The sequence below is a fragment of the Prosthecobacter sp. genome, from assembly GCF_044236155.1.
GTDB lineage: Bacteria > Verrucomicrobiota > Verrucomicrobiia > Verrucomicrobiales > Verrucomicrobiaceae > Prosthecobacter.
Window position 1 is genome coordinate 18,787 of sequence record NZ_JBIIHA010000010.1, and the last position, 24,411, is coordinate 43,197.

General features: G+C 61.1%; 21 protein-coding genes, 1 tRNA gene and 1 riboswitch. Of the genes, 10 read left to right on the forward strand and 12 right to left on the reverse strand.

The window, feature by feature from the left end; all coding sequences use genetic code 11:
* The first annotated feature begins 106 nt into the window (after nucleotides 1-106).
* Nucleotides 107-2,629, forward strand: a complete 2,523-nt coding sequence (locus ACILSE_RS10695; RefSeq protein WP_395717495.1) for a transglutaminaseTgpA domain-containing protein — start codon at nucleotides 107-109, stop codon at nucleotides 2,627-2,629.
* Here the strand turns inward: ACILSE_RS10695 and ACILSE_RS10700 are convergent.
* From ACILSE_RS10700 to ACILSE_RS10710, 3 genes are all read right to left on the reverse strand, one after another.
* Nucleotides 2,586-2,660, reverse strand: a tRNA-Val gene (locus tag ACILSE_RS10700). The genes ACILSE_RS10695 and ACILSE_RS10700 overlap by 44 nt on opposite strands.
* Nucleotides 2,661-2,715: 55 nt before the next feature.
* Entirely contained in the window at nucleotides 2,716-3,492 is a 777-nt protein-coding gene (locus ACILSE_RS10705) for a helix-turn-helix domain-containing protein (RefSeq protein WP_395717376.1), read from the reverse strand.
* Nucleotides 3,493-3,514: 22 nt separating this feature from the next.
* A complete protein-coding gene (locus ACILSE_RS10710) occupies nucleotides 3,515-5,389 on the reverse strand; it encodes a TonB-dependent receptor (protein WP_395717377.1) in 1,875 nt (624 codons plus the stop codon).
* Nucleotides 5,390-5,466: 77 nt separating this feature from the next.
* Nucleotides 5,467-5,671, reverse strand: a riboswitch (cobalamin riboswitch).
* Between the two features lie 52 nt (nucleotides 5,672-5,723).
* Between ACILSE_RS10710 and thiE the strand changes: the two genes are divergently transcribed.
* Nucleotides 5,724-6,452: a thiamine phosphate synthase gene (gene thiE, locus ACILSE_RS10715; RefSeq protein WP_395717378.1), complete on the forward strand. Its 729-nt coding sequence runs from the start codon at nucleotides 5,724-5,726 to the stop codon at nucleotides 6,450-6,452.
* Here thiE and ACILSE_RS10720 read toward each other — a convergent pair.
* Both ACILSE_RS10720 and ACILSE_RS10725 read right to left on the reverse strand, forming a co-directional pair.
* The gene (locus ACILSE_RS10720) at nucleotides 6,430-9,237 is read right to left on the reverse strand and encodes a M16 family metallopeptidase (RefSeq protein WP_395717379.1); all 2,808 of its coding nucleotides are present in this window, start codon (nucleotides 9,235-9,237) and stop codon (nucleotides 6,430-6,432) included. The two genes, thiE and ACILSE_RS10720, sit on opposite strands and share 23 nt — an antisense overlap.
* 138 nt (nucleotides 9,238-9,375) lie before the next feature.
* Nucleotides 9,376-10,248, reverse strand: coding sequence for an alpha/beta hydrolase (locus ACILSE_RS10725; RefSeq protein WP_395717380.1), 873 nt, complete (start codon nucleotides 10,246-10,248; stop codon nucleotides 9,376-9,378).
* A gap of 172 nt (nucleotides 10,249-10,420) precedes the next feature.
* Here ACILSE_RS10725 and ACILSE_RS10730 point away from each other — a divergent pair, with 172 nt between their 5' ends.
* The 6 genes from ACILSE_RS10730 (at nucleotide 10,421) to dhaL (ending at nucleotide 14,593) form a co-directional block, all read left to right on the forward strand.
* Entirely contained in the window at nucleotides 10,421-11,293 is an 873-nt protein-coding gene (locus ACILSE_RS10730) for a hypothetical protein (protein WP_395717381.1), read from the forward strand.
* 9 nt (nucleotides 11,294-11,302) lie between these two features.
* Entirely contained in the window at nucleotides 11,303-11,920 is a 618-nt protein-coding gene (locus tag ACILSE_RS10735; protein WP_395717382.1) for a ribonuclease HII, read from the forward strand.
* Nucleotides 11,917-12,447 carry a YraN family protein gene (locus ACILSE_RS10740; protein ID WP_395717383.1) on the forward strand — a complete coding sequence of 177 codons (531 nt, stop codon included), beginning with the start codon at nucleotides 11,917-11,919 and terminating at the stop codon, nucleotides 12,445-12,447. Before ACILSE_RS10735 ends, ACILSE_RS10740 begins: the two co-directional genes overlap by 4 nt.
* A gap of 69 nt (nucleotides 12,448-12,516) precedes the next feature.
* Nucleotides 12,517-13,530, forward strand: a complete 1,014-nt coding sequence (locus ACILSE_RS10745) for a dihydroxyacetone kinase subunit DhaK (RefSeq protein ID WP_395717384.1) — start codon at nucleotides 12,517-12,519, stop codon at nucleotides 13,528-13,530.
* Between the two features lie 12 nt (nucleotides 13,531-13,542).
* Nucleotides 13,543-13,908, forward strand: coding sequence for a Crp/Fnr family transcriptional regulator (locus tag ACILSE_RS10750; protein WP_395717385.1), 366 nt, complete (start codon nucleotides 13,543-13,545; stop codon nucleotides 13,906-13,908).
* Between the two features lie 49 nt (nucleotides 13,909-13,957).
* Nucleotides 13,958-14,593 carry a dihydroxyacetone kinase subunit DhaL gene (dhaL, locus tag ACILSE_RS10755; RefSeq protein WP_395717386.1) on the forward strand — a complete coding sequence of 212 codons (636 nt, stop codon included), beginning with the start codon at nucleotides 13,958-13,960 and terminating at the stop codon, nucleotides 14,591-14,593.
* Here dhaL and menD read toward each other — a convergent pair.
* Nucleotides 14,580-16,118, reverse strand: a complete 1,539-nt coding sequence (gene menD, locus ACILSE_RS10760) for a 2-succinyl-5-enolpyruvyl-6-hydroxy-3-cyclohexene-1-carboxylic-acid synthase (protein ID WP_395717387.1) — start codon at nucleotides 16,116-16,118, stop codon at nucleotides 14,580-14,582. The genes dhaL and menD overlap by 14 nt on opposite strands.
* Nucleotides 16,115-17,134, reverse strand: coding sequence for a chorismate-binding protein (locus ACILSE_RS10765; RefSeq protein WP_395717388.1), 1,020 nt, complete (start codon nucleotides 17,132-17,134; stop codon nucleotides 16,115-16,117). The genes menD and ACILSE_RS10765 overlap by 4 nt, the downstream gene beginning before the upstream one ends.
* A gap of 97 nt (nucleotides 17,135-17,231) precedes the next feature.
* Between ACILSE_RS10765 and ACILSE_RS10770 the strand changes: the two genes are divergently transcribed.
* Nucleotides 17,232-18,761 carry an SIS domain-containing protein gene (locus tag ACILSE_RS10770; RefSeq protein WP_395717389.1) on the forward strand — a complete coding sequence of 510 codons (1,530 nt, stop codon included), beginning with the start codon at nucleotides 17,232-17,234 and terminating at the stop codon, nucleotides 18,759-18,761.
* A 6-nt stretch (nucleotides 18,762-18,767) separates the two neighbouring features.
* Here the strand turns inward: ACILSE_RS10770 and ACILSE_RS10775 are convergent, their stop codons facing one another.
* Nucleotides 18,768-19,472 (reverse strand): zinc ribbon domain-containing protein, encoded by a 705-nt coding sequence (locus tag ACILSE_RS10775; protein ID WP_395717390.1) that lies wholly within the window; start codon nucleotides 19,470-19,472, stop codon nucleotides 18,768-18,770.
* A 162-nt stretch (nucleotides 19,473-19,634) separates the two neighbouring features.
* On the opposite strand from ACILSE_RS10775, the gene ACILSE_RS10780 reads away from it, so the two are divergent.
* A complete protein-coding gene (locus ACILSE_RS10780) occupies nucleotides 19,635-20,546 on the forward strand; it encodes an NDP-sugar synthase (RefSeq protein WP_395717391.1) in 912 nt (303 codons plus the stop codon).
* Nucleotides 20,547-20,670: 124 nt separating this feature from the next.
* On the opposite strand, the gene ACILSE_RS10785 is transcribed toward ACILSE_RS10780, so the two are convergent.
* The 4 genes from ACILSE_RS10785 to ACILSE_RS10800 form a co-directional block, all read right to left on the reverse strand.
* Nucleotides 20,671-21,996 (reverse strand): 3-deoxy-D-manno-octulosonic acid transferase, encoded by a 1,326-nt coding sequence (locus ACILSE_RS10785; protein WP_395717392.1) that lies wholly within the window; start codon nucleotides 21,994-21,996, stop codon nucleotides 20,671-20,673.
* Nucleotides 21,977-22,558, reverse strand: coding sequence for a 16S rRNA (guanine(966)-N(2))-methyltransferase RsmD (gene rsmD, locus ACILSE_RS10790; protein ID WP_395717393.1), 582 nt, complete (start codon nucleotides 22,556-22,558; stop codon nucleotides 21,977-21,979). The genes ACILSE_RS10785 and rsmD overlap by 20 nt, the downstream gene beginning before the upstream one ends.
* Before the next feature lie 74 nt (nucleotides 22,559-22,632).
* A complete protein-coding gene (locus tag ACILSE_RS10795; RefSeq protein ID WP_395717394.1) occupies nucleotides 22,633-23,256 on the reverse strand; it encodes a DUF6794 domain-containing protein in 624 nt (207 codons plus the stop codon).
* Between the two features lie 8 nt (nucleotides 23,257-23,264).
* Entirely contained in the window at nucleotides 23,265-24,398 is a 1,134-nt protein-coding gene (locus tag ACILSE_RS10800; RefSeq protein WP_395717395.1) for a PQQ-binding-like beta-propeller repeat protein, read from the reverse strand.
* Nucleotides 24,399-24,411: the final 13 nt, after the last annotated feature.

Consider the following 24,411-nt stretch of genomic DNA (forward strand, 5'->3'; position numbering starts at 1 on the left):
CGCAGTCACGATTGATCTGCCGCCACCAGTGCGATCCGCAGGCGGTTCTTTGCGCGTTCTTGTGCGCAGCGTCTATCCGCTGGGGCTTTTCACGGCAGAGGCGGTGATGGAGACCACATGGGTGCGCCGGGTGCATCCCCAACCGGCGGGCGAACTGCCGCTGCCCGCGCCGGCCCCTTCGTTGACGGGTGATGCGGCGGTTGCGGTTACCGCCAGAACTCAGGCAGGCGGCGATGACTTTGCCGGGCTGCGGGAATGGCGCGCGGGTGATTCCCCACGTCACATCGACTGGCGTTCCGCGGCTCGTGGCGGGCCTTTGATGGTCAAGTCGTGGAGTTCCAGCGCGCAGGGTGTTGTCGTGCTCGACTGGCATGCTTTGAAGCTCGACGAAGCCGCCCGTGCTTCGCAAATCGCCCGCTGGATCGAGATTTGCGAGGAGGAAGGCCGTCCGTATGAGCTGCGGTTGCCTGAAACGACCCTCCGCGCCTCCTTGGGGCAGGCTCACCGGCGGCGCTGCCTCGACGCGCTGGCCCTGCAAACCAGCGCGGAAGCGGGGACGGCTGCCTCGGGTGAATTGAAGGCGGGCGGTGGTTCCGGCGAGATCGGCTTTGAGCGTTCATCGCACCTGCCATCGCGTCCGCTGTTGTTTCTCAGTCTTGCCCTGTTGTTGGCGATCTGGCCGATGCAAGGCTACATCGCCATGGCGGGAATGGTGGTGTGCGCGGCCTGCCTGCTGTGGCGCGGCGTGCTGCGTCTGGGCGTGCCGCATGTGATTGTGCGCGCTGTTGTCATCGTCGCGGGCATTGCCGCCGTGTGGTGGGAGTATGGCGAGCTGCGCGGCATGGAGCCGGGCATCGCGCTGCTGCTGGTGCTCGCGGGCGCGAAAGTGCTCGAAAGCCGCACGCCGCGCGAATTTCAAGTGCTGGGGCTGATCGGCTGGTTCCTCGCGTTCTGCGTCATTTTGCTCGAAAACCACCTTTCACGCGCGGTTTGGGTCATCACGGTGTTTCTGCTCATCACCGCGTGCATGGTGCGCTTCCGCCGCAGCGCGCCGGGAGCGCGCGAACCGGCGCGGGTGACGCTCACACTGCTTGCGCAGGCGCTGCCGCTCGTGCTGATGCTGTTTTTCGTGTTCCCTCGCGGTTTGCTCGACTTGAGCGCCGCGCTGGGCCGCAGCCGTTTCGGCGAGACAGGCATCGACAATACACTGGACCCCGGCAGCATCGCTGGCGTGGCATTGAGCTCCGATGTGGTTTTCCGCGCGCGTTTTCCCGACGGCGAGCCGCCTGCGAACGCGAGCCGTTACTGGCGCTGCATCACCCTGTGGGACTGCGACGGCCTGCGCTGGACGCGAGGCGAGCGCCTCGGCTATCTGCCGCCGATTCTCGCGAAAAAAGGCTCGAATGATGTGCGGCAGATCATCGATCTGGAGGCGCATGGCCGCCAGTGGCTGCCCGCGCTCGATCTGCCGCTGAACGCTGCCATGCGCGGGAGCAAAATGTTGCCGGAGTTCGACCAAACGCTCACTTCGGGGGTGCCCATCCGGAGTTCTGAACGGATCGAGGTCATCTCGCGCATGGAGGACTACACACAGCCGCGTCCCGCGCCCCGTCCGCTGCCTGAGCATCATCGTGAGGCCGCGCTGCAACTGCCGGAGGCTATCTCACCACGCTTGCGCCAGATCACGGACGCCTGGGAGGCGTCGGCGCAAAATGACGAACAGATCGTGAACCTGGCGCTGAACCACCTGCGTTCGCAGGGCTTCACCTACACGCTGGAGCCGGGACAGTACGCGGGGCCTGGCGGGCTGGAAGATTTCTTCATCAACCGCCGCACCGGTTTCTGCGAGCATTTCAGCGCCAGCTTTGCCACGCTCATGCGCATGGCGGGCGTGCCGTCGCGTCTCGTCGTCGGCTATCTCGGCGGCGAGTATTCCGACCACAACGGCGGCTATCTCATCGTGAAGCAGAGCGACGTGCATGCGTGGACTGAGGTGTGGCTGGAGCGCTACGGCTGGTTCCGCATCGACCCCACCGCCGCGCTGGCCCCGGATCGCGTGAACATTGACCTCCGTGCCTGGCTGGCCGGTGGAGCCGAGGCCGCCGAACGGCAGCGCAGCAGCCTGTGGTGGCGCTCCACACAGCGGATGCGTCTGCTGTGGGACAGCCTCAGCTATGCGTGGCAGGACCGCGTCATCGACTACAATCAGGAGGCGCAACGCGGCCTGCTGGGGCAGATCGGATTGGAGCGGAGCAAGTGGGTGTTGTTGATCGCCAGCATTGCCGCTGTGCTTTTCGTTACCGGTTTGGTCGCCTGGTGGTTGCGGCGTCCAGCGCCCGCTGCCGATCCCTGGGGCCGTGCATGGCAGCGGACATGCCGGAAACTGACGAAGGCGGGCGTGCGGGCCCGCTTTGCCAGCGAAGGACCGCTGGCTTACGCGGAGCGTGTTGCGCAGGCGCGTCCTGAACTTTCCGCGCAAATCAAGATGCTGGCTGAAATGTATGCAGCAGGACGATATGGTGATGCCGGAGGCAGGCTGAAGGATTTCAATCGCCTGATTTCCCAATTCAAACCTCGAAAAAAGGTGGTGCGCGCTGCAGGGTTCGAACCTGCGACCCCTGCCGTGTGAAGGCAGTGCTCTACCGCTGAGCTAAGCGCGCGAAAATTACGGGGCGCAGTCTGTAACCGGACTTGGTGGCTGCGGCAACCGGATTTTTAGCCGCGCCTCAGCCGGAACTGGCGGAGGTATTTGAGCGGCGTCATGCCCATGTGGCGGTGAAAGTGGTGGGTGAAGGCGCTTTGATCGCAGAAGCCTAGGTCGCGCGCCACCTCGGTGATCTGCGCTCCTTCTTTTTGCAGTGCCTCGCAGGCGGCTTGGATGCGCAGCTTCATGATGAAGGCTTGGGGACTGGCGCCGAAGGTCTCGACGAACTTGCGATGCAACTGACGCGGGGAGAGATGGACGATCTGGGCCAGTTCGGTGATCGAGACGCCGGTGCGGAAGTGCTCGCGGATGTAGGCCAGGGCGCGGTCGATTTGGAGGTAGGGCTGCAGCACCTGCTTCTTCCCCTCAAAGCTCTGCACGATGCCCATGATGCCGATGACGCGGCCTTTGTCGTCGAACAACGGCAGCTTGTTCGTCACGAACCAATCGGGGATGCCCTGGTCCGTGAAGAACAGCTCGACGATGTTGAGCTTCGGTTTGCCGCTGCCAAAAATCCCCTCGTCATCGCGGCGGAAATTTTCGGCGAGACGTGCGGGGAAGAGATCGAAGTCGGTTTTGCCGACGATATCGCTTTCATCCGTGAAACCGAAGCGCTCGACGAAGCGGCGGCTGGCGCACATGAGGCGGAATTCGCGGTCCTTGGCGAAGAAGGCGAGATCAGGCAGATGATCGAACAGCCGGTAGAACGGGCTGTCCGCGCTGACGCGGCGGATGAATCGTTCGCGCAGCGCGGCCGGGGACTCAGGGCGTGACCGGGTGGTGCTCACGCGGCTGATTTAGCATGGCCCGTTAAAAACGCAGGCGGAATCCCGCGTAGGCCCCGGTTCGCATGGACGGGAAGCCGAGCACTTCGGAGTAGCGTTCGCCGAGGAGATTCTCCACCCGGGCAAAGAGTTCGAGGCTTTTGCTGACCTCGTAGCTCGCTGTCAGCCGCAGGCGCAGGTAGTCTTCGACATCACGTTGAGCCGCGCCGAAGCCGTCTTCGCGGTCGATTGTGTAAAGCGCCCCCAGGCCGAGGCGGAATTTTGGCACCGGCTTGATCCAAGTATCAGCCGAGATCGTGTGCCGCGGCCGGCGCACGAGGCGCCTCCCAGCGCTGAGGTCGTCCGCATCCAGATAGGTGTACTGGGCGCTTAAGCCGAAACGGTCGCCGGGCTGCCAGTTGAACGCGGTTTCCAAACCTTGGGTTCGCGCCTGGTTGATCTGCGTGAGCAGAAACAGGTTCGGGTCGAAGACGATGAGATTGCGGATGCTGTTGCGGAACCAAGTGAGGCTGAGGGAGGCCTTGTTGTTCGCGAAAGGCTGCTCAATGCCGAGTTCGATGCCCTTGCTACGCTCCGGCTTGTTGAAGGCGGGATCACCAAAAAGCGCGGCTTCGCGGTTTTGCGGGCTCGCCGGGGCAAAGGCGGTGCCGTAGCTGGCATGCAGCACGGTTTGCGTCCAAGGCACGCGCCAACTCGTGCCAGCACGCCAGGTGGTGGCGTCTTCGAAATCGGAATAGCTGTCGTGCCGGATGCCGCCGGTGAGATTCCATCCGGGCAGAATCTCCGCCTGCGATTGCAGGAAGACGGCCCAATTGGTCTCCGCCTGGTCCACATCGTAGGATTTGCCGCCTGGGTTGAAAAGTCCCGGCGCGTCGTCGTTGTAACGCGAGTAACCGAGATCCTGAAGCCAGGCACCGCTGGTGATGCTCCATGTGTCGGTCGCTTTGAACACACTTTGATATTCCCAGAAGTGACTGCGAGAGGTGATGCGGTTGTTGCCGCCGCCGAAGTTGTAGCCCGTGGCCGCCTGGCGGAAATTGCCGAGCTGACAGGTCAGCGTCTGCTTCCAGCGCTCGCTGGTCTCCCACACGAGCCGGGGCGAGATGCTCCAGAATTCGGTGAGGACGTGATTGTCGGGATCATCGTTGTTGTTTGGATCACCCACATCCGCGTTGTAGTAACGCAGGTCGAGGTCAAAGCGAAGCGTGTCGGCCAGTTGGGCACCGAATTTGGCCGCCGTGTTGTTCAACTGCATCTGGCTGTTGATGCGGTAGCCCTGGGTGTCTGTGCGGCTGAGTTCGAGGCTCCAGTCATAGATGCCAGATGAGCCACGCGTTCCGAAACCTTCGCGTGAATGTCCGAAACTGCCGCCTTCCCACGAAAGCGCGGTCTCCGGCTTCTCCAGCCCGCGCCCGCTGCGGGTGATGATGTTGATGACACCGCCGAGCGTCCTGCCGCCGTACAGACTGGCCGCCGGGCCGCGCAGCACTTCGATGCGCTCCACGTTGTCGAGCGTCATGGTTTCGATGTTGTAAAGACCGGCCAGGTTCGCTGGCACGGGACGTCCGTCGATGACCACGAGTGTCTGGTCACTGTTTGTCCCGCGAAGGAAGATGCCGCTGGTGGAACCAGCGGTGCCGCGATCTGCGATGACGAGGCCAGGAACCTGCCGCAGGGCATCAGGAACCATCCTGAGCTGCTGCTCTTCGATTGTCTTGCGGTCGATGACAGCGACGCTGCTGGCGGTGCGCCAGCGCTCGGTTTCGTTTTTTGTCGCGGTGACGACGATTTCGGGCAAACCGCCCGATTTTTTGGGAGTCTGGGCTCTCAGGCCGAGAACGGCACCTGGCAGGAGAGCCGCGAGCACGAGGCAGCGGCCACGAGGGATGTGGATGAACATGTGTTTTGGAGTTTCATTGGTTCGATGAAATCATCCGCGCACCGCCACCTGGCGGGTCGGATGACATGTTCGCAGCGAGATGTTCGGACTCCGGGTTTCCGGCTGCTGCGCAGCCATTTGAAATTTCAGATTTGAAATTCGAAATGGCGGTTTTGCCGCCTTCCTCGCCTCCGCCTTCACCAAGGATCGCTCCCGATTGGCTTTGCTCCGTGCTCACGCACGAATGGAGGTCTGTAACCCGATACCGCAGCGCCACTGTGGCCGGTTCTCACGGCCTTCCCTGCATCTGCGAACAAAAAAGAGAACGGGAGACGTCACTAGGACGACTCCCGCCATGACTGATCATAACCGCATCAACGATGCGGGCAAATGGAAACTATGCTTGCGCGAGACGCCGCCAAAGCGAATGCAATGGGCCATGAAACGCATTCAGGACGCACAGCTTTATGGCATCGTTGATCTCGGCTACGTGCAGCCGGAGAACGTCTGGCGCATGACGCAGGCGCTGTGCGAGGGCGGCGTGGATGTGCTGCAGCTTCGTGCCAAAAAAATCGTGAAGAGCGAGGTGGAGCGCCTCGCGCGGATCATGTTGCTGGTCACTCGCGAGCATGGAGTGCCCCTGGTCATCAATGATCACCTCGATGTGGCCGCCTCGGTCGGCAGCGAGGGGGTTCACGTCGGCCAGGATGACGATGCGGTCGCCAAAGCACGCGCAGTGGTAGGTTCGTCGTGTTTTGTCGGCAAATCGACGCACAGCCTGGCCCAGGCCGAGAACGCCCAGGCGGAAGGCGCGGATTACATCGGCTTCGGGCCGCTGTATGCGACAGGAACGAAGCCTGACTATCTTCCCATTGGTCTGAACGACATCGCGGAGGTGCATCGCCGCGTCTGGCTGCCAGTTTTCTGCATCGGCGGCGTCAATGCGGCAAGGTTGGATGAAATCGTGGCCGCAGGGGCGAAGCGCGTGGTTGTCGTCTCCGCCTTTCTCCTCGCCGCGGATGTAAGCGGCGAGGTGCGGGCGCTGAAACAGCGTCTGCCTGCTATTTCTTCACCTGCGGGATGATGCCGGCGGTGACGGCGCGTTTGGCGCCTAGATACTCCTTAGCCAGGGCTTCGATCTCGGCTTTTTTGATGCCGGAGAAGTCGCTGACAAAGGTGCGGGCCCAGTCGAGGCGCTCCGGATGCTCCTGCGAGCAGCGCAGCACGTTCATGGACCAGTAGCGGTTGTCGCGGCGCATTTGTTCAAGCTGGGCGATCATCGGTTTCATCGCACGATCGAACTCGTCGTCGCTGATGGGGCCTGCGGCGAGCTTGTCGCCGATTTCGACGACGAGCTTGGACAGCTTGTCGGCGAGCTCAGGTTTGCACTCGATCATGGCGGTCATGTAGCCGTAGCCGGTGAAGGTGTCGTTGGCGACGTGGTAGCAGGCCGGGCTGTAAGTGTCTCCGAGCTCCTCGCGCACCTTGATGCGGAGACGATCATCGAGGATGGAGCCGAGCAGCGTGAGGCGGCGGGTGCGCTGGATGTTGCTCATGTCCGTGGTTGGCCAGTAGATTGTGGCGATGGCCTTCGGGATTTCGGTTTCAAAGGTGAAGTCCTTGCTGGCCTGCGGCTTCGGGAAGGCGACGGCGCGTTCTTTTTCATACGCGGGCTTCTTTTCAGCACGTTTGGGCAGCGCGCCGAGAGTCCTGGCCACGGCGTTGAGGGCGGTGTCGGCATCCACGTCTCCGAGCACGCTGACCTCGAGATACTCCTGCGTGAGCGCCGGAGTGAGCCACTCCTTCAGTTCGGCTAGCGTGCGTTTTTGCAGCTCTTCCTTCTTCGGAAAGCCCCAGCGTTCGTCGCCGGAGTGCATGAAGGCGACGACGTCGTTGTTCATGACGCCTTCGGCGGTGTGCTGGAGCTGGGTGTAGAGTGGATCGAGATTTTTCTCAAACTGGCGTGCCGCCTCATCGCGGTAGCCGGGTGCGGTGAGGTAGGCGGTGAGGAGTTGAAGCTGCGCTTCGAGGTCCGCAGGCGTGGTGCGGCCGGAGAGAAGAAACGCCTCGTCACCGATGGAGAAATCACTGCCCACGGTGCGGCTGGCGAAGATGCGGCGGATGTCATCGACGCCGTGCTTTTCGAGCCCGCCTAGCTGGAAGGTGCTGCTGGCGAAGGCAATGAGGCCCGGCTTGCCGGCGGGTGTGCTCAGCTTGCCGCCGCCGAAGTTGATGAGAACACGGATGGTGCCTTTTTCGAACTCGGTGCGCTTGTGGTTGAAGCGCACGTTGTTTTCAAAAACGGCCTGGGTGATTTCGAGATCCTTTGCCTCGGCGCGGCTGGCCACCTTGCCTGCGGCGCCGAAGCCGGTGTAAGCGAACGTGGCAACTTCTTCCTTGGCAGGCGGCGAGACAGGTTTGGCACGGCTGGCTTTGAAGGTGGCGATGATCTGTGCCGCCGCGTCGCCTTCGAGCTTCAAATTGCCGCCGAGGAAGAGCTGCGTGTCATCGCCCTTCCAATCTTTGACGAGGGCGGCGTGGCTGTCCTCCTTTTTCAAACCGGCGAGCACGGTGGAAACACGCGCAAGGTCGTCGGCGGGATGCGTGAAGATTTTTTTAGACACGAGCACGCTGACGATGCCGCTGGCGAGATCGCGAGATTTACGGCTGTCGGCCTGGTCAGCGCGAAGTTTGGCGCTTTTGAGCACGGTGGCCTTGGCTTCCTCGAATTCAGCATCGGTGAAGCCGTGTTCCAGGGCGCGGCGCAATTCGGTTTCGAGCAGGGTGAGCGCAGGTTGCCAGTTTTTCGGGTCACACTGGGCCTGGATGCCGTTCACGCTGACGAATTCAAGGTACTCATAGCTATAGCTTTCCGCACCGAGGATGGGAGCGCCTTCTGCCTTGGCGAGTTTCGACAGGCGCTGGTTGATCATCATGTCGGCGAGGTCGCGGATGAGCTTTTCGCGGCGGGTGGCGGCGTTGTCGGGCTTGTTCTCTGCAGGGCGGGGGATTTCGACCGAGATGGTGAGCGCCTGGGCCTCCATCTCGGTGTGCAGCTTGGCGATGATTCCGTAGCCGGACGGCACTTTGCCGAGGTTGGGGTCTTTAAGCTCAGTCCCTTTTGGTCTAGCGTCGGCGAATTGCTTTTCGATCTCGGCCTTCACGGCGGCGGTGTCCTTGAAATCACCGACAGCGACGATGGTGGCGCGTTTGGGCGTGTAGTAGCCCTCGTAGAAATCCACAAAGCGCGGACGCTTCATCGTTTTGATCGTCTCCTCCTGGCCAATGGGCAGGCGGTGCGGGAGGATGGACTCCGGCAGGGCGAATTTGTAGCCTGCGATCATGGTGCGGTACTCGATGGAGTCGCGGCTGAGCTTCTCGCTGAGGATGATGCCTCGCTCCTTGTCGATCTCGGCCTCGCCGAGCAACATACCGTCGAGATAATCGCGGAAGAGCTGCATGCCCTCAGTAATGAACTTCGGCTCGACCTTTGGGAGTTCGAGCATGTAAACGGTTTCCTTGAAGGAGGTGTGGGCGTTGGTGTCCGCGCCGAAGCCCATGCCGAGGCGCTGGAAGTACTCGACCATCTCACCGCCTTTGAAGTGACGGGAGCCGTTGAAGGCCATGTGCTCAAGGTAGTGCGCCATGCCCTGCTGGTCGTCCTGCTCCATCAAGGAGCCGACGTCCATGTAGAGGCGGATGCTGGCGCGTCCAGGCGGCTCCGCATGAGGCAGGATCACATAACGGAGGCCGTTTTCCAGCGTGCCGAACTCGGCTTTCGGATCAGCTTTGAGGTCGCTGGCGTCCTGGGGCCATGTGGCGGCGGAAAGGGATGAGGCAACAAGGAGTGAGACGAGGGCGCGGAGCATGGTGGTGCGGCGGTGGTTGGGGAATAATGACGAATTCCGAATTCAGAAGGACGAATGAATGCTTCAATGAACGAATGACGAAACGGCATGTGTGCGGGAATTCGTCATTCGGATTTCGTCATTCCCGCCGGAGGCGGTTCAGTCCACCTTTCCGAGGCCGGCGTTCGGATCGGGTTCGAGGAAGCCGAGCTCGACAAAAAGCTCGTCCATGGCCATGAGCGTGGCCTCGTACATCTCGAAGGAGAGGTTGAAGTTGAAGAAGCCGTGGCCTTGGCCCTCAAATTCGATCAAGCGGCAGAGGTTCTTCTTCTTCTTGGTTTTGCGGGCAAACTCATACGAGCCGCCGAAGGGCACGACGCGGTCAGCGGTGCCGTGCATGATCAGCATCGGCGGCAGGCCGGGCTTGATGCCGCGGATGAGGTCGGCGGCCTTGCAGGTGGCCTGGTCGGGCCAGCGATCACGTCCAAAGGCATACTTCGAGTAGGTGTCCATGACCGGATTGAAGAGCACGATGGCGTTGGGGGCCGGACTGCAATCAAGCGCGTCGGAGGGATCATCGAAACCGTTGAGGATCGCCGCTGAAGCGATCGCGTGGCCGCCGCCGGAACCGCCAACACCGACGATCTTGCCGGGATTGATGCCAAGTTCGACAGCATTCATGCGAATCCAGCGGATGGCGGAACGAGCATCGGCCATGGCCTCCACCGGGCCGGTACCGTGACGTGTGGCCACGCGGTAGTGAAAACAGATCGTGGTCATGCCACGAGAAGCGAAATAAACGCAGTGCGGGGCAAACTGGGCCACCTGGCCGTTGTCCCAACCACTGCTGAAGAAGAAAGCGGCGACTGATTTCGGATACGACGGCGCTTTGTCCATCTCCGGCTCCCAGATGTAAGCCGAAAGGTTCACTCCACCGACGCTCTTGTAAATTTCCTCGCGGGCGGTCTTCAGCAGCTCCCGGCTACGGTCGATAGGGGGGATGCGGGGCTGGCCTTCGCTGAGTGACTCCATGTTTTGTGGGTGAGGAAAGTTGACGTTTACCAGAATCGCCAAAACGGCAAATGGTTTTGTGCCAGTGTTGAAACTATCAAGGTGGTTTTCAGCAGATGCTAGCCTTAAAATGCTGATCAATGGTTGTTTTCGCGTGGAACGTGGACTTGTTGGTATTCTTCTCACCTCCGCCATGCGTCGCTTTTTCCTGCTGCTTGCTCTCGTTGTCTGCCAACCTCTCCGCCCGCTGTCCGCTCAAAGCGGTGAAGACGCGCTGCGTTCAGTTTTAGAAAAATCCTACTCTCAATGGCGTGATGCGATGATCCGCAAAGATCCGCACGCATGGGCCGCCTCTATCACGCGCTACCGCCAGACGGTGATGCGCAACTCCATCGTCAGCGAGCGGAAGGCCTTTCCTGATGCGGTGTTTTCGTCCGAATTGACGCCGCCCGCCCTCAACGGTTTGAGACTGCTGGAGGCGCAGGCGGTCGGTGAGACCGCGCATCTTGTTTACTTTGGCAAGATCGACATGGGCCAGGATCGCGAACTCCTGCATGACGATCTTTTGAAGCTGAAATTCCTCAACGAAGACGGCGTCTGGAAATTTGACAGCAACCGCATCAGCAGTCTGGGCGCTGCGCAGGAAGTGCGTCAGGCGTTGCTTGCAGGAAAAGCTCCGGACTTTTTAGACACACCCGAGTTCACGCCGCCTGGCAAGGCGCCTGCCGTGCCACCGCTTTGCCGGGTGCCGGATCACAAGGCCGGCTACAAGCTGCAATCCTTCGGCTACGAGACGACAATTGGCATGAACGGTTTCGATTATGAGCCGGTGCAGGACGGCCTGGCCCAGGAAACGATCATAGGTGGTCTCGTCAATGGACACAATGAAGTCACGCTGAACATCAAGCCCGTGACGGTTCCGCAGGGCGAAAAGGCCTCGTTGCAATTCCGCATCTACATCCTCTCGAATGATCCCGAAAAGCCGGGCAGGGAAGTGCTGCGCTGGCAGGCGCCGGAGTCGGGGGCTCCTGCAAAGATCACGCTCCCCGTGGAAGTCTCCCGTTGATCTCTCGCCATGCCCACGCTCGACCATGAGAACGCACTGCGGGCCTCGGGTTTCCGCGTCGTTGCAGGTATCGACGAGGCCGGCCGCGGACCGCTAGCGGGCCCTGTTTGCGTGGCCGCGGTCATTCTACCGGACGATTTCAGCCATCCTATGCTGAATGACTCGAAGCAGCTCTCCGAGGCGAAGCGGGAGCGGCTTTATGAAGAGATCACGGGTGACGTGCGCATCGCGTGGCACTGCGTCAGCATCGAGCCGGCGGAAATCGACCGCATCAACATCCTCCAGGCCACATGGGAGGGCATGCGTCGTGCGGCGCTCGGTTTGCAGCCCAGACCCGACGCCGCTCTCATCGACGGCAAGCCGGTGAAGCGTTTTCCCGTGCATCACGTCGCGCTCGTGAAGGGCGACAGTCTCAGCTACTCGATCGCCGCCGCGAGCATCATCGCCAAAGTCACGCGTGACCGTCTCATGATCGAGCTAGGTCAGCAGCACCCTGAATACGGCTTTGCGATACACAAAGGCTATCCCACGCCCGCGCATCTCGCCGCATTGAAAGCTCACGGCCCGTGTCCGCACCACCGGCGTAGCTTCGCACCCGTCGCTCAGCTCGAACTCGACCTCGCATGAAACGCCGTGTTCCCCGCCCGGAAAGCCTCTGGCGCTGGCTGCGGCGGAGGGTGACCGGGGTTGCCAGTGTGCGTGGTGTTTTTCTGTGGCTGCGTTCTCGCCCGCTGCGTCTGTGTCATCGCCGTCTGGCCGGGAGGAAGATGGATCGTGCCGAAATCGGCCGTATGGGGGAGCTCATCGCCGTCCGTTGGCTCGCCACACACGGAAGGCGAGTGCTTTACCGTAACTATCGCGGCGTGAATCGTGGCGAGGTGGACATCGTCGCCCGCCATCGTGACGTGCTTACTTTTATTGAGGTCAAGACGCGCACCAGCACCGCCTTCGGCCGTCCTGCGGACGCGGTCGGGCCGGACAAGCAACGACTCATCCAGCGCGGTGCGCAGGACTGGCTGAGGCTGCTCGGTCATCCGCGCATCAAGTTCCGCTTTGACATCGCCGAGGTCGTTCTCATCGAAGGCGAACTGCCCCGCGTCCACATCATCGAAAACGCTTTCCAATTGCCGGACAGTTCGATGGCTGGGCGCTGAATCGTGCTTTGACAGCACCGGGGCATGCTTCAAACTGGCGGCTCTTTTTCCACATCCACCCTCCCGACCATGAGCAACGCCAATCCCGCCAAGAAGATCATCAACAACCCGCTCAAATGCGCCGACGAGCTGTTTGACGGGCTCGTGCTCGCCTATGACGGCAAGGCTCGCCGCGTCGGTACGCGTTCGATTGTGATGAATGATCTGCGTCCGGACGCTCCCGCGCTCCTTGTTGGCGGTGGTTCCGGCCATGAGCCGATTTATCACGGCCTCATTGGCAAAGGTATGGCCGATGGTGCCGCCGTCGGGGAAATCTTCGCCGCTCCGCCGCCGGACATCGTGCTTGAGGCCACGCAGGCGGTGAACCGCGGCAAGGGCGTGCTCTACCTCTACGGCAACTACGCCGGGGACGTGATGAACTTTGACATTGGCGCGGAACTCGCTGCTGAAGAGGGCATCACTGTGAAAACCGTCATCATCAACGACGACGTCTGTTCCGCCCCGCCCAATGAAAAAGGCAAACGCCGCGGTGTCGCCGGCCTCGTGCCGATCACCAAGCTTGCCGGAGCCGCCGCGCAGACCGTGGACTCGCTCGATGAACTGGCCCGCATCGCGCAGAAGGCCGTCGATATGACGCGCACCGTCGGTGTCTCCACCAAACCCGGCAGCATCCCCGCCACCGGCAAGCCGACGTTTGAACTCGCCGACGATGTGATCGGCCTCGGCATGGGCATTCACGGGGAAAAAGGCGTCGCGCTTATCCCGATGTGCACAGCGGACGAGCTTGCTGTGAAGATTCTCGATCTGCTCTTTGCCGACGATCTTGCGCTGAACGCCGGCGACGAGATCGTCTTCTTCGTCAACAGCCTCGGCAGCACCCATATGATGGAACTGCTTATCCTGCTGCGCGGTGCGAAGCCGATCCTCGAAAAACGCGGCATCAAAATCCACCAGACGATCGTGGACAACATCGTGACCTGTCAGGAAATGGCCGGTGTGAGCTTCAGCATCACCAAGCTCGACGCCGAGCTGAAAAAACTCTGGGACATGCCCTGCGAGAGCGTGGGCTACACCAAGCTATAACCCCGCATCACCATGAAACTGCCGCAAATCTTCTCCAATCCCACCAACATCCGCTCCTTCCCCAAGGATGCCTTGATCTTTCAAAAAGGTGACGAGGCCTTGGAGATGTTTGTGGTTCAAAGCGGCGAGGTGGACATTGTCATCAACGGCAAGGTCGTCGAAACCATCGGTCCGGACGGCTTTTTCGGCGAGATGTCCCTCATCGACGACTCCGTCCGCAGCGCTGATGCCGTGGCGAAGACTGATTGCAAACTGCTGCCGGTGAACCGCCATCACTTCCTCTTCATGGTCGATGAAACACCGCTCTTTGCCATCCATGTCATGAAGGGCATGGCCGAGAGGCTCCGCAAAGCCGACCAACGGGCCTCTTCGATGTGACCGGCTTCCCGTTTGACTTCACGGCCAGCGCGCCAACAATCGCGGTCCCATGCCCAAAGCCAGCCTCTCCAAAGACGAAGTCAAAGCCATGCTCACCCTCGCCTGTGAGCGCATCATTGCCGCCGAGCCGATGCTCTCCGAAGCCGACCGCAATCTAGGTGATGGCGACCATGGCCTCGGTATGCAGCGCGGCATGACGGCGGCGAAGGAGAAGCTCGGGGCTGCGGATGCCGAAAGCATCGAGAAGGCTTTTTCCTCTGTCGGCATGGCAATGATGAGCAGCATGGGCGGCGCGAGCGGCGCGATCTTCGGCACCTTCTTCCGCAACGGGGGAAAAGCCCTCGCGGGCAAAGACGCCTTCGACGCCGCCGGACTCGCCGATTTCCTCAAGGCGGGCGTCGATGGTGTGAAGCAACGCGGCGGTGCTGCTGTGGGAGACAAAACCTGCGTGGACGCGATGGAACCCGCCGCGAACAAGGCGGCTGAAGTCGCGAATCAACCGTTGCCGGAGGCCATGCAGGCCGTCACGGACGCTACGATTGCCGGCAAGGATGCCAGCAAGGCCATGATCGCCAAATTTGGCCGGGCAAAAACACTCGGAGAGGCCTGCATCGGCTTTCCTGACGCCGGAGCCTGCTCGGTGGTCGTGATCATCGAGGCCTTCCGCGACTTCATCGCGGCCTGATCACCGGGCGCTGCCAGTCCTTCCAGAATGCCTCCGTTTGCAGCGGGTTAGGCCGGATTTCGATCACGATCGGCACGTGGAGCAGATCCACGAGATCGCTCGCGTCATCTGTCTGAACATATTCCATGCCCCACATCTGTGCCCATGGCTCAAAGCCGAGTTCGTGGCGGTTTTCGATCACGGCGAGCGACTTTTCTGACAGCGCGCGCAGGCTGTTCACGCGGGAGAAAATCTTTCCCCCGCCATTGTTGATCACGACGATGCGCAGCTTCGGATGATCCATCTGCGCGATGACCCACGGGGCTGCCAGGTCGTAGAGCGTGCTCAGATCACCAACGATCAGCCAGCATTCCTCGCGGTGGGAGGCGCTGACGCCCAGAAAGGTCGAAACCAAACCGTCGATGCCGTTTGCGCCACGATTTGCAAAAAAATCCACTCCAGGCTGCGCAGACTTCAAGGCGAGGTTCAGCTCGCGAATCGGCAGGCTGTTGCCCAAAAATACCCGTGAACGTGCCGGAATGACCTCGATCAGCTTCCGCATCCAGTTTGGCTCGGATTGCTCAAACTTCTCCAACTCCGGCTCAAAGCGCAAAATGCCGCAAGACGCGCATGCCGCCGGGCACTGGGCGCTTTTCACCGCCTCCCACGGTAGCGTCACCACCTCTTCCTTCCGAGCCAGACCGCTGAATCCTGAGCGCGTGATGTTGGTGACACGAATTTTCGGCTGAGACTCCAAATCCCTCCACCAGCGCCATGAGGGAACCGCGCCGAGACGCAGCACGTGGGTTGGTTTGGCAGATTGCAGCGCTCTCTCGCCGCCTGGAATGAGGAGAGGCTGAAGGTCGCGAAAATGGTGCAGGTTTGATGTGGCCTCCGCGACGATCGGAGCGCCGAGTTTGGCGAGCATCGGCGCGGCTTCCTTGGCATCCGCCGGATGCATGCCGGAAGCGAGCACGAGGTCACAGTCGAGCGAGCAGGCATGCGTGCGTGCTTCCAGCACCGGCGTTTGAGCCCGGGAGAAGTCCACGCCGATGATGTTTGTCTCCAGGGGCTCATCCAGGCACACGTTCAGGTGCCTCGGACGGTCATCTGTCGTCTGATACATGGCCAGCGACTCGTCCGTCACGTCCCAGTCACCCAGCATCTGCGCGTAAACACCAAACAGGTGATGCTGTTCGATGGCCTGCGGCGCTCCGCTGCCGCGATAACTTTTCGGGCGGTCCGCCGTGAGCACAAAGAGAGGCAATCCCTGGTAATGCGCCTCGATCACCGCTGGCAGGCATTCCGCCGCCGCCGTGCCGCTGGTCGTTACCACGGCCACCGGTTTGCGGTCCACAATCATGCGTCCCAGCGCGAAGAACGCGGCGCTGCGCTCCTCGAAGAAATTCCAAATTTTGATGCCCGGGCTGGTGAGCAACGCGGCGATCAGCGGCGCGTTTCGTGCCCCGGCGGCGATGCACACCTCCCGCACGCCAAAGTGGGCGAGCGCGCTCAACGCCTGCTGGATGAGCTGTTCCTGAGTCATGAGTGAAGAGCCAGCAGACGCAGCACCGCCTCGCGTTTCAAGCGCAGTTCGCGCCATTCGTGATCAAACGCGCTGCCGCCAACAATGCCGCACCCGGAGGGCAGGCTGATCGTGTCCCCCTGCCAAGCGATGCCACGGATGGCGACGACAACATGCGCCGTGCCGTCGTTTTCGATGAAACCGAAAGGGGAGCCGAAAAAGCCGGGCACCTTGAGCTGCTGGCGATATTCCCGCAGCTTCGCGAGGGAGGCCTCGTCACGAGGCAGGCAGCCGACGGCCGGCGTGGGATGTAGCAGCGGCACGAGCTGCGCAGGATCCGTTTCCTCACTCAGTTTGACGCTGAGCTGCGACTGAAAATGCACAAGTCCCGCGGTCTGGCAGAGAGAACGCGGCTCGCGTGAGACCTCGCCAAGTGTTTGCAGACGCTCGCATAAAAACCGGACCACGATCTCATGCTCCTCGATTTCCTTCACGTCATTCAGAAAAGCCTCCTGCTGGCCTGGTTTGGCTGTTCCGGCCAAGGCCATCGTTTCGAGGTTCTTGCCATGTGATTTGAAGAGCAGTTCCGGCGTCGCGCCAAGAAAGCCGCCCTTTGGAGTCACATGCGCGTAGCCCCACATGTTTCCCGGCGCGTTCATCACGGATTCGAGCAGGCGGCGCGGATCGCCGGAGACGAGCGTGCCGGTCTCGGTGAGCACGGGCACCATTTTTTCGATCTTTTTGGCCAGCACCTCGCGGCGGATGCGGCGGAAGGCCATCTTGAACCATTCAGTGGCCGGTTTGGCCCAGGTAACGCGGGGTTTTTGGGAGCCGTTCAGGTGAATGGCCTTTGGCAGGCTTTCGCTGGTGATGACATGGAGCTTTGACGGCACCTTCCACGGCTGCGGGTCGCTCAAATCGAAGTCGTTGACGTAGAAGGCTCCTCCTCCCGCCGGCGCGGCGGCCAGCGAGGTGAAGGGGCCTTCTCCGAGCCACGCCCGTCCGTCGGGCAGCCTGAACAAAGCGAATTCCATCATGCGATTCTGTCTGCATAGTGAAACGCCTGATGCGGCGTGCAAGATGTGAAAGTTCACAACTGAACATCCGTTCGCGTGCGTCAGTCGAATCATTTGCATGAGCCCTGCTGACGAATTCCTCAAAGTGGCCCCCGATTACCAGCTCGGCAGTCTCGACACGGAGTCGCAGCATCCATTCACGCTCTCGCTCTCCCAGATGGCACGCGAGGATCTGCCGGAGGCGATCAAGCTGATGCATCAGGTCGATGTGCACGCCCTGCGGCAGATGCAGGCCAAGGCCGCGCCGCTGGCAGATCTCGCCCGCGCCGTCGCGGCGACGTTTGAGGCAGGAAAGAGGGTGTTCCTGTGCGGTTGCGGGGCCACGGGGCGTTTGTCGCTGAGCATTGAGATTTTCTGCCGCATGGGCGTGCTGCCTTGTCCGGACCCCGAACGCGTCGTGGCCTTCATGGCCGGCGGGGATCTCGCCTTGATCAAAGCCATCGAGAATTTCGAGGACCATCCTGAATACGGCGCGCGTCAGCTTGAGGAGTTGGGCTTCACGCAGGGAGACCTGCTGATCTCATCGACCGAGGGCGGGGAAACGCCGTTCGTGATCGGTGCGACGGAACGTGCGGCGGAGCTCTCCTCTAACCAGCCGTGGTTCCTCTATTGCAATCCCGACGAGCAGCTCATCAAGGCCGCCGCCCGCTCGAAACGCGTGATTGAAAACCCGCTGATTCACAAGCTGAACCTCGCCGTGGGAGCCATGGCTGTCGCAGGCAGCACGCGGATGCAGGCCAGCACGGTGCTGATGGCGGCGATTGGTTTTGCGTTCATGCATCAGCGCGATCCGGAGCATGCGCCTGCGGAGGTGTTGCAACTCATGCGGCATGTCGCGCACTGCGACGGGCAGTTTCTCGCGCCGTTCATCGAGCGCGAGGCGGCGGTGTATGAGCGCGGTGCCTTCGTTTTGTATGAGAGCGGTCGTTTTGGCATCACGGTCGTCACCGACACGACCGAACGTGCGCCCACCTTCAGTCTGGCGGCGTTTGAGAAGCAGGATGATCCGGCTGCGCCGGCCTCGTGGTGCCATTTCATCATGCCGGAGCAACCTGGAGCCCATGCGGCGTGGAAAGCCCTGCTGCATCGCGATCCGCGCACGCTGGATTGGCCGGATGTGCGTCACGTTGCCGGTGCGGAGGTGCTGGCATGCTATGATTTCTCCGCGCAGCTCCTCGCCCGGCGTCAGATTCGCACGCACAATGCCGAGCATCATCGATTCCGGATCGGTGGTGGTGTCGGAGAAATGATGTGGGAGTTTGATGACCTCCGTGCGCGAGTCGATCTGGCCGGTGTCCATGAGTTCCATGCGCATCTGCTGCTGAAGATGCTCATCAACATCCACTCCACGCTCGTCATGGGCCGTCTGGGCCGCTACCTTGACAATCTCATGACCTTCGTGAAGCCGAGCAACAACAAGCTCATCGACCGCTCCGTTCGCTATGTGCGGCTGCTGGCCCAACGGCGCACCGGCACCCTGCCAGCTTATGAAAAGGTGACTCTCGTGCTTTTTGACGAACGGGAGAAACTCAAGCCCGGCGAGCCCATCGTGCTAAAGACGCTCGCGGCGCTCGGAGTCACGGTGTAGTGCCGTCTATTCGACCATGTAGAGAATGCGCCCGCAGCTCTCGCAATGCGTTAGCGACTCGGACTGCTTCAGCGACTGGATGACGCCGACGACCACCTTCATGTGGCAGCCGCCGCACTGGGCATTTTCCATCGGCACGACCGCTGCGTCGCCCTTTTTGTGGAAGATTCGGGTGTAAAGATCGAGCGTGTCCTCCTCGATGGGTGCGGAGAGTTCCTTGCGCTCGGCATTCAGCTCTTCGAGGCGCTTTTTGATCGTCTCGGCGCGTTCCTCGAGGATTTTCAGCTCCTCGTTCACGCGTTTTTGTGTCTCTCCCAGTTTGGCCTGCGCTTCCTTGAGCTTCGCCTTGCTGCCTTCGAGCAGTTCCATTTGCTCGATCTCTCCGTCTTCGAGCTTCGTGACGTCTTCCTGGTAGCGTTTGATCTCGTGGCCGAGCGCGGTGAACTCGTCGTTCTTGCGTGTCTCAAACTGCTGGTCTTGGAGGCGCTTGATGGTGGTCTGGCGCGTCTGCACATCGAGCTGGATGCTTTTGATCTTCACCTCGACCTCCTTCACATGCTGGCTCGCCGCCTCCACGGCGGCCTGATCGCCGGCGAGTTGCATTTTGGCCCGCGTTTGCTGGTTGGGGACGTCTTTGAGGTCTTTTTGAAGCTGACGGATGCGCTGGTCGCGCTCCTGGAGTTGAAGAAGTTTCGGAATGGCCGGATGCATGTGCCCGCATGTAAGCCGAGTCGTGGAAGAAGCACAAGTTCACAGTTCTCGGTTCGCGGTTTGCGGACCACTGAGAACGGTGAGCCGGAAACCGCGAATTTCTTGACCATTCGACCGCCCGACCAAATGATGCGCGCTCTCCACTCTTCCACGTACTTTTTAATGAAACCCACCCTTCTCATCCTCGCTGCCGGCATGGGCAGCCGTTACGGCGGCCTGAAACAACTCGATGCGATGGGCCCGTCCGGGGAGGTGGTGCTGGACTATTCCGTGTATGACGCCATCCGCGCCGGCTTTGGAAAGGTCGTGTTCGTGATCCGCCGTGACATCGAGGAGCTGTTTCGCTCGCAGATTGGGTCGAAGTTCGAGGGCCGAATCGCCGTGGAGTATGCGTTTCAGGATTTGAACGACCTGCCAGATGGCTTCAAGGTGCCCGAGGGCCGCACGAAGCCCTGGGGCACCGCGCATGCGCTGCTTTCCGCCGCGAACGTGGTGAACGAGCCCTTTCTCATGATCAACGCCGACGACTTCTACGGCCAGGACGCCTACAAGAAGATCGCCGCCGACCTCGTGCAGCCGCGTCCGAACGACGGCAAGAGCCACTGGTCCATGGTCGGCTTCTACTTGAAGAACACCCTCTCCGATCACGGCAGCGTGTCACGCGGTGTCTGCACTCGCGATGCGAATGGCATGCTCACCACCGTGCTGGAGATGACGAAGATCTTCAAACACGGCAACGCGGCTGAAAACCGCGAGGTGGAGGGCGCTTACGTGCCGCTCACTGGCGATGAAGTGGTGTCGATGAACTTCTTCGGCTTCACACCGGACATCTTCCCGCATCTGCGCAAAGCCTTCGTCGAGTTCCTCTCCAAGCGCGGCACCGAACTCAAGTCCGAGTGCTACGTGCCCGCCGAAGTCGATGCGCTCATCCATGCCGGCCAGGCAGAGGTGCGTGTGCTCGAAACGACCGGCAAGTGGTTCGGCGTCACGTATCCCGAGGACAAGGCCGAGGTTGTTGCCAGCATTCGCAAACTCATCGACGCAGGCGAGTATCCGCAGTCGCTGTGGGGTTGAGTTTCGCGTCAGCGTCCTGGAGTGCGCCAGTCTTCTGGCGCTCTCGCGTGTGTTGGGGTTTACGGAAAGCGGTGTAGGGCCACCGCACTCCAAAACGCTGACGCACCGTAGGTTGCCAGTTTGATCACGCGTGGATCAATCGCTCCACACTGCGCTGCGTGGCACCTTGATGAGCCTGCAAGGCACGATGGCCAGCCTGGCCCATGTGAGCAGCTTTGGATGAGTCTTGGAGCAGCGCGAGGCAGGCGGACTCGAGTTCGCTGAAATCGGCGACCTGTTGCGCGCCATTCTTTTTGAGGAGGAGGTCGACCAGCGGCGTGAAGTTTTCCATGTGCGGGCCGAATAGGACGGGTTTCTGCGCCAATGCGGCCTCAGCGGGGTTTTGACCGCCTTCGGCGAGGAAGCTTTTGCCGACGACGACGAGCGTGGCGAGGTGCTGCCAGGCGGCGAGTTCGCCGGTGGTGTCGATGACGAATACAGGAGCGTTTGAATCGACGCGTGAGGCCGGATCGCTGCGCAAGGCGGGCGCGATGCCGAGGGTGTTGAGCGCGGCGTTGATTTCGGTGCGGCGCTCAACGTGACGCGGCACGATGAGGAAGGCGAGGTCGTGGATTTGTTGGCGCAGACGCTGGAAGACACGGGCGAGCTCGATTTCCTCACCTGCGTGTGTGCTGGCTGCAAGGATTACAGGCTGTGTGGAGGTGATGCCGGTGCGGTTCATCGCCTCGCGCAGTTCGTCGATCTTCGCCGGGGCGACGGTGGCCCCTTCGGGATCGTATTTGATGCTGCCGGTGAGGTGAATGCGCTGACGATCGACCCCGAGGCCTTCCCAGCGGACGATGTCGTCCTCCTCCTGGACGAGGACTTGTTTCAGCATGCGGAAGACGGGTTCGATGAGCCAGCGGAACTTGCGGTAACGACGCTCGCTGCGTGGCGAGAGGCGGGCGTTGACCAGCGAGACGGGAATGCCGAGTTTTTCGGCGGAATGCGTCAGATTCGGCCACACCTCGGCCTCGACGAGAACGAGCTGCGTGGGCTGGATGCGCTCCAGCATGAGACGGCCGATGCCGGGAAGGTCAACCGGGCTGAAAATGGCGACGAGTCGTCCGGTATTCTGTGCGGCAAGTTCTTCGGCGATGGCGTGACCGGTGGGGGTGGTGGTGCTGAGGACGATGCCGAGATCGGGCTGCGTTTTGAGCAGGCGGGTGATGAGCTTTTTCGCGACTCCGACTTCGCCGACGCTCACCGCATGGATCCAAAGACGTTCGCGTTGCGGCAATGCGGCAATGGCATTGGTGGTCGTCTCATCAAAACAGCCCACACGTTGCGCGAGATCGCGCCAGCGGCCGTTACGGCGGCGCATCTTCACGATGGCACCCGGCAGCATGGCAACGAGGCCGAGGGGCAGCAGCAGGTTGTAGAGAGTGAGGCTAAGCGCTTTCGATGCCATGCGGGAGTTTGCGCAGCCAGACGATGCGGGTGGAACCGTAATTGCGGTCGGTCAGCACCTGCCAGCCGGGCCAGCTTGTGGTTTGCTTGTTGAAGTGGTGGCTTTCGAGAAGGAGGTGGCTGTCGTCGTGCAGCAACGCGGGCAGGGCCTCATCGGCGAGGAGTTGGGCAATGAAGTCGGTATCACCGTCGCGATGCGTGTAGGGTGGATCGGCGAAGATGAGGTCGAACTGCTTGCCATCGCTTTTGAGCAGCGGCAGCAGCCGGAAGACATCGCTGTGACGCACGGTGGCGCCGGTGAGGCGGGTTTTGGCGATGTTGCGGCGGATCACATCGCAAGCGCCTTTGTTTTCATCCACCATCAAGGCGGACGCGGCTCCGCGGCTCAGGCATTCGAGGCCGATGGCGCCCGTGCCGGCGAAAAGATCGAGCACATGCGCGCCAGGAACGAGCTCCCCGAGCATCGAGAACACGGCCTGCCGCACACGATCCTGCGTGGGTCGCGTGACGGTTTTCGGGACTTCGAGCGGAAGCCCGCCTGCTGTGCCGGAGATGATGCGCACTCGTTGTCTTTAGCGGTGTGAGAGGGCGATGCAAGGCGGGCGTTTCCACGCAGAAAAGGAGACTTCCATGCTTGCTACCTTGGCCTGAATGATTCTGTGAAGAGCTTCAAGAGACTGGCATCGGGAACATAGACACCTTTGTCATGCTCGTAAGCCAGCCAGCGGCCAGTCTTTTGGCTTTTCCCTGCGTGAATGATACGGTGTGGCATGCCGCCCATGTCGATTGAACAACCCCAATCAATCCGAGATCGATCTTGTGGGTCTCTGGTGCTGCTAGGCGGGTCTTTCGAGGCTTTCCAATAGTTCGCGTAATAGGCTGCTCGCTCCTGAAGTCGAAAATCCTTGCCATGCCGTTTGCACCAGAAGGTTTTCAAAATCGTCGCGGACATATCGTCTGGATGAGTGAACCCGAGCTTGTTCATGTGCTTTGCTAACGGACCGTTACCCCAAAGCTCCCATTGATTACGCATCCAGATGCCAGGGCCGAAATGATATGCAATCATACCGTGCTCCGACTTCATAGCGTCAATCTTTGCCAATTCAGATTTTGGCAGTGTTCGCTCAAGCTCGCGATGCGCTTCGTCGAGGGTGGCTGGGATCGGCTCTGCAGTAGAAGCTGCGTGTTTCGTCGAGGGATCGACATCCGCGCATGAAAACAAGACGAGCGTCAGAAGGGCTATGAAGTAGTGGCTTTTCATCAGGAGTGTTACATCCCGTTCTTGAACGCATACAGCACGCCATCGTCCGCGCCGACGAGGATGTAGTCGCCGGCGATGGCGGGGTTGGTTTTGATGGGGGCGCCGATTTCGTTGTGCCAGACTTCTTTGCCGGTCTGGAGGTCGAGGGCGTAGAGGTAGCCGTCGTCGCTGCCGAAGATGGCGACTTTGCCAGCGCAGATGACGGCGCTGCTGTCGATGCGGTCGCGGGCGCGGAATTCCCAGAGTTGTTTGCCGGTGATGCGGTCGATGGCGTGGAAACGTTTGTTCCGGCCACCGACATACACGCCTTTCTCCCAGATGGCAGGGGCGGCGTAGTATTCGAAGTCGCGTTCGCCGTATTCCCAGACCTGCATGCCGTCGCTGATGCTGTAAGCGCTGACGCGGTTGCCGTAGTGGCTGACGTAGATGACGCCGTCGGCGATGGCGACGTTGTTGCCGATGTAAGCGCCGACTTCGATCTGCTTCTCCTCCTTGCCGGTTTTCACATCGTGGACGTGCAGGACGCTGTCGCAGCCGCCGAAGACGACCTTGCCGTCGCCAACAGCAGCGCCGCCATTGATGTAGTAGCCAGTTTCTGCGGCCCACTCCTGCTTGCCCGTCTTGGCGTCGAGGCAATAGACCTTGTAGTCGTAGGAGCCGATGATGATCTTTTGCGCCTTCGTGTCGGGATCGGTCCAGACATTGGCGGAGGCGTGGATCTCGGCCTCCGTTTCAAACTTCCAGGCTTCTTTGCCGGTGTCAGCGTTCCAGGCATAGACAAAGCCGTCCTGGCAGCCTGCGACGACGAGATCACCCGCGAAGGCGGCGGCACCGTCGAAAGCGCCTTTGGCCTCGGCTTTCCACACTTCTTTTCCGGTGGCGAGGTCGAGGCAGAAGAATTTGCCGTCCTTGCAGCCGAGATGGACTTTGCCGGCACGCACGACGGCGCTGGAGACGAGCATCTCTGCCTGTCCCTTGGGTTTGTCCATGAGCTTGAACTGCCAGGCGAGTTCGAGGGGGAATTTGAGCTCGACGGTGGAGGTGCCGGTCATAGCTTCGTTGCCGCGGTTGTGAATCCAGTCGGCGTTTTGGGCCTGGACGGCGGAGGCGATGAGGAGACACAGGAAAATCGTGGAGCGCATGAGTTTGGACTGT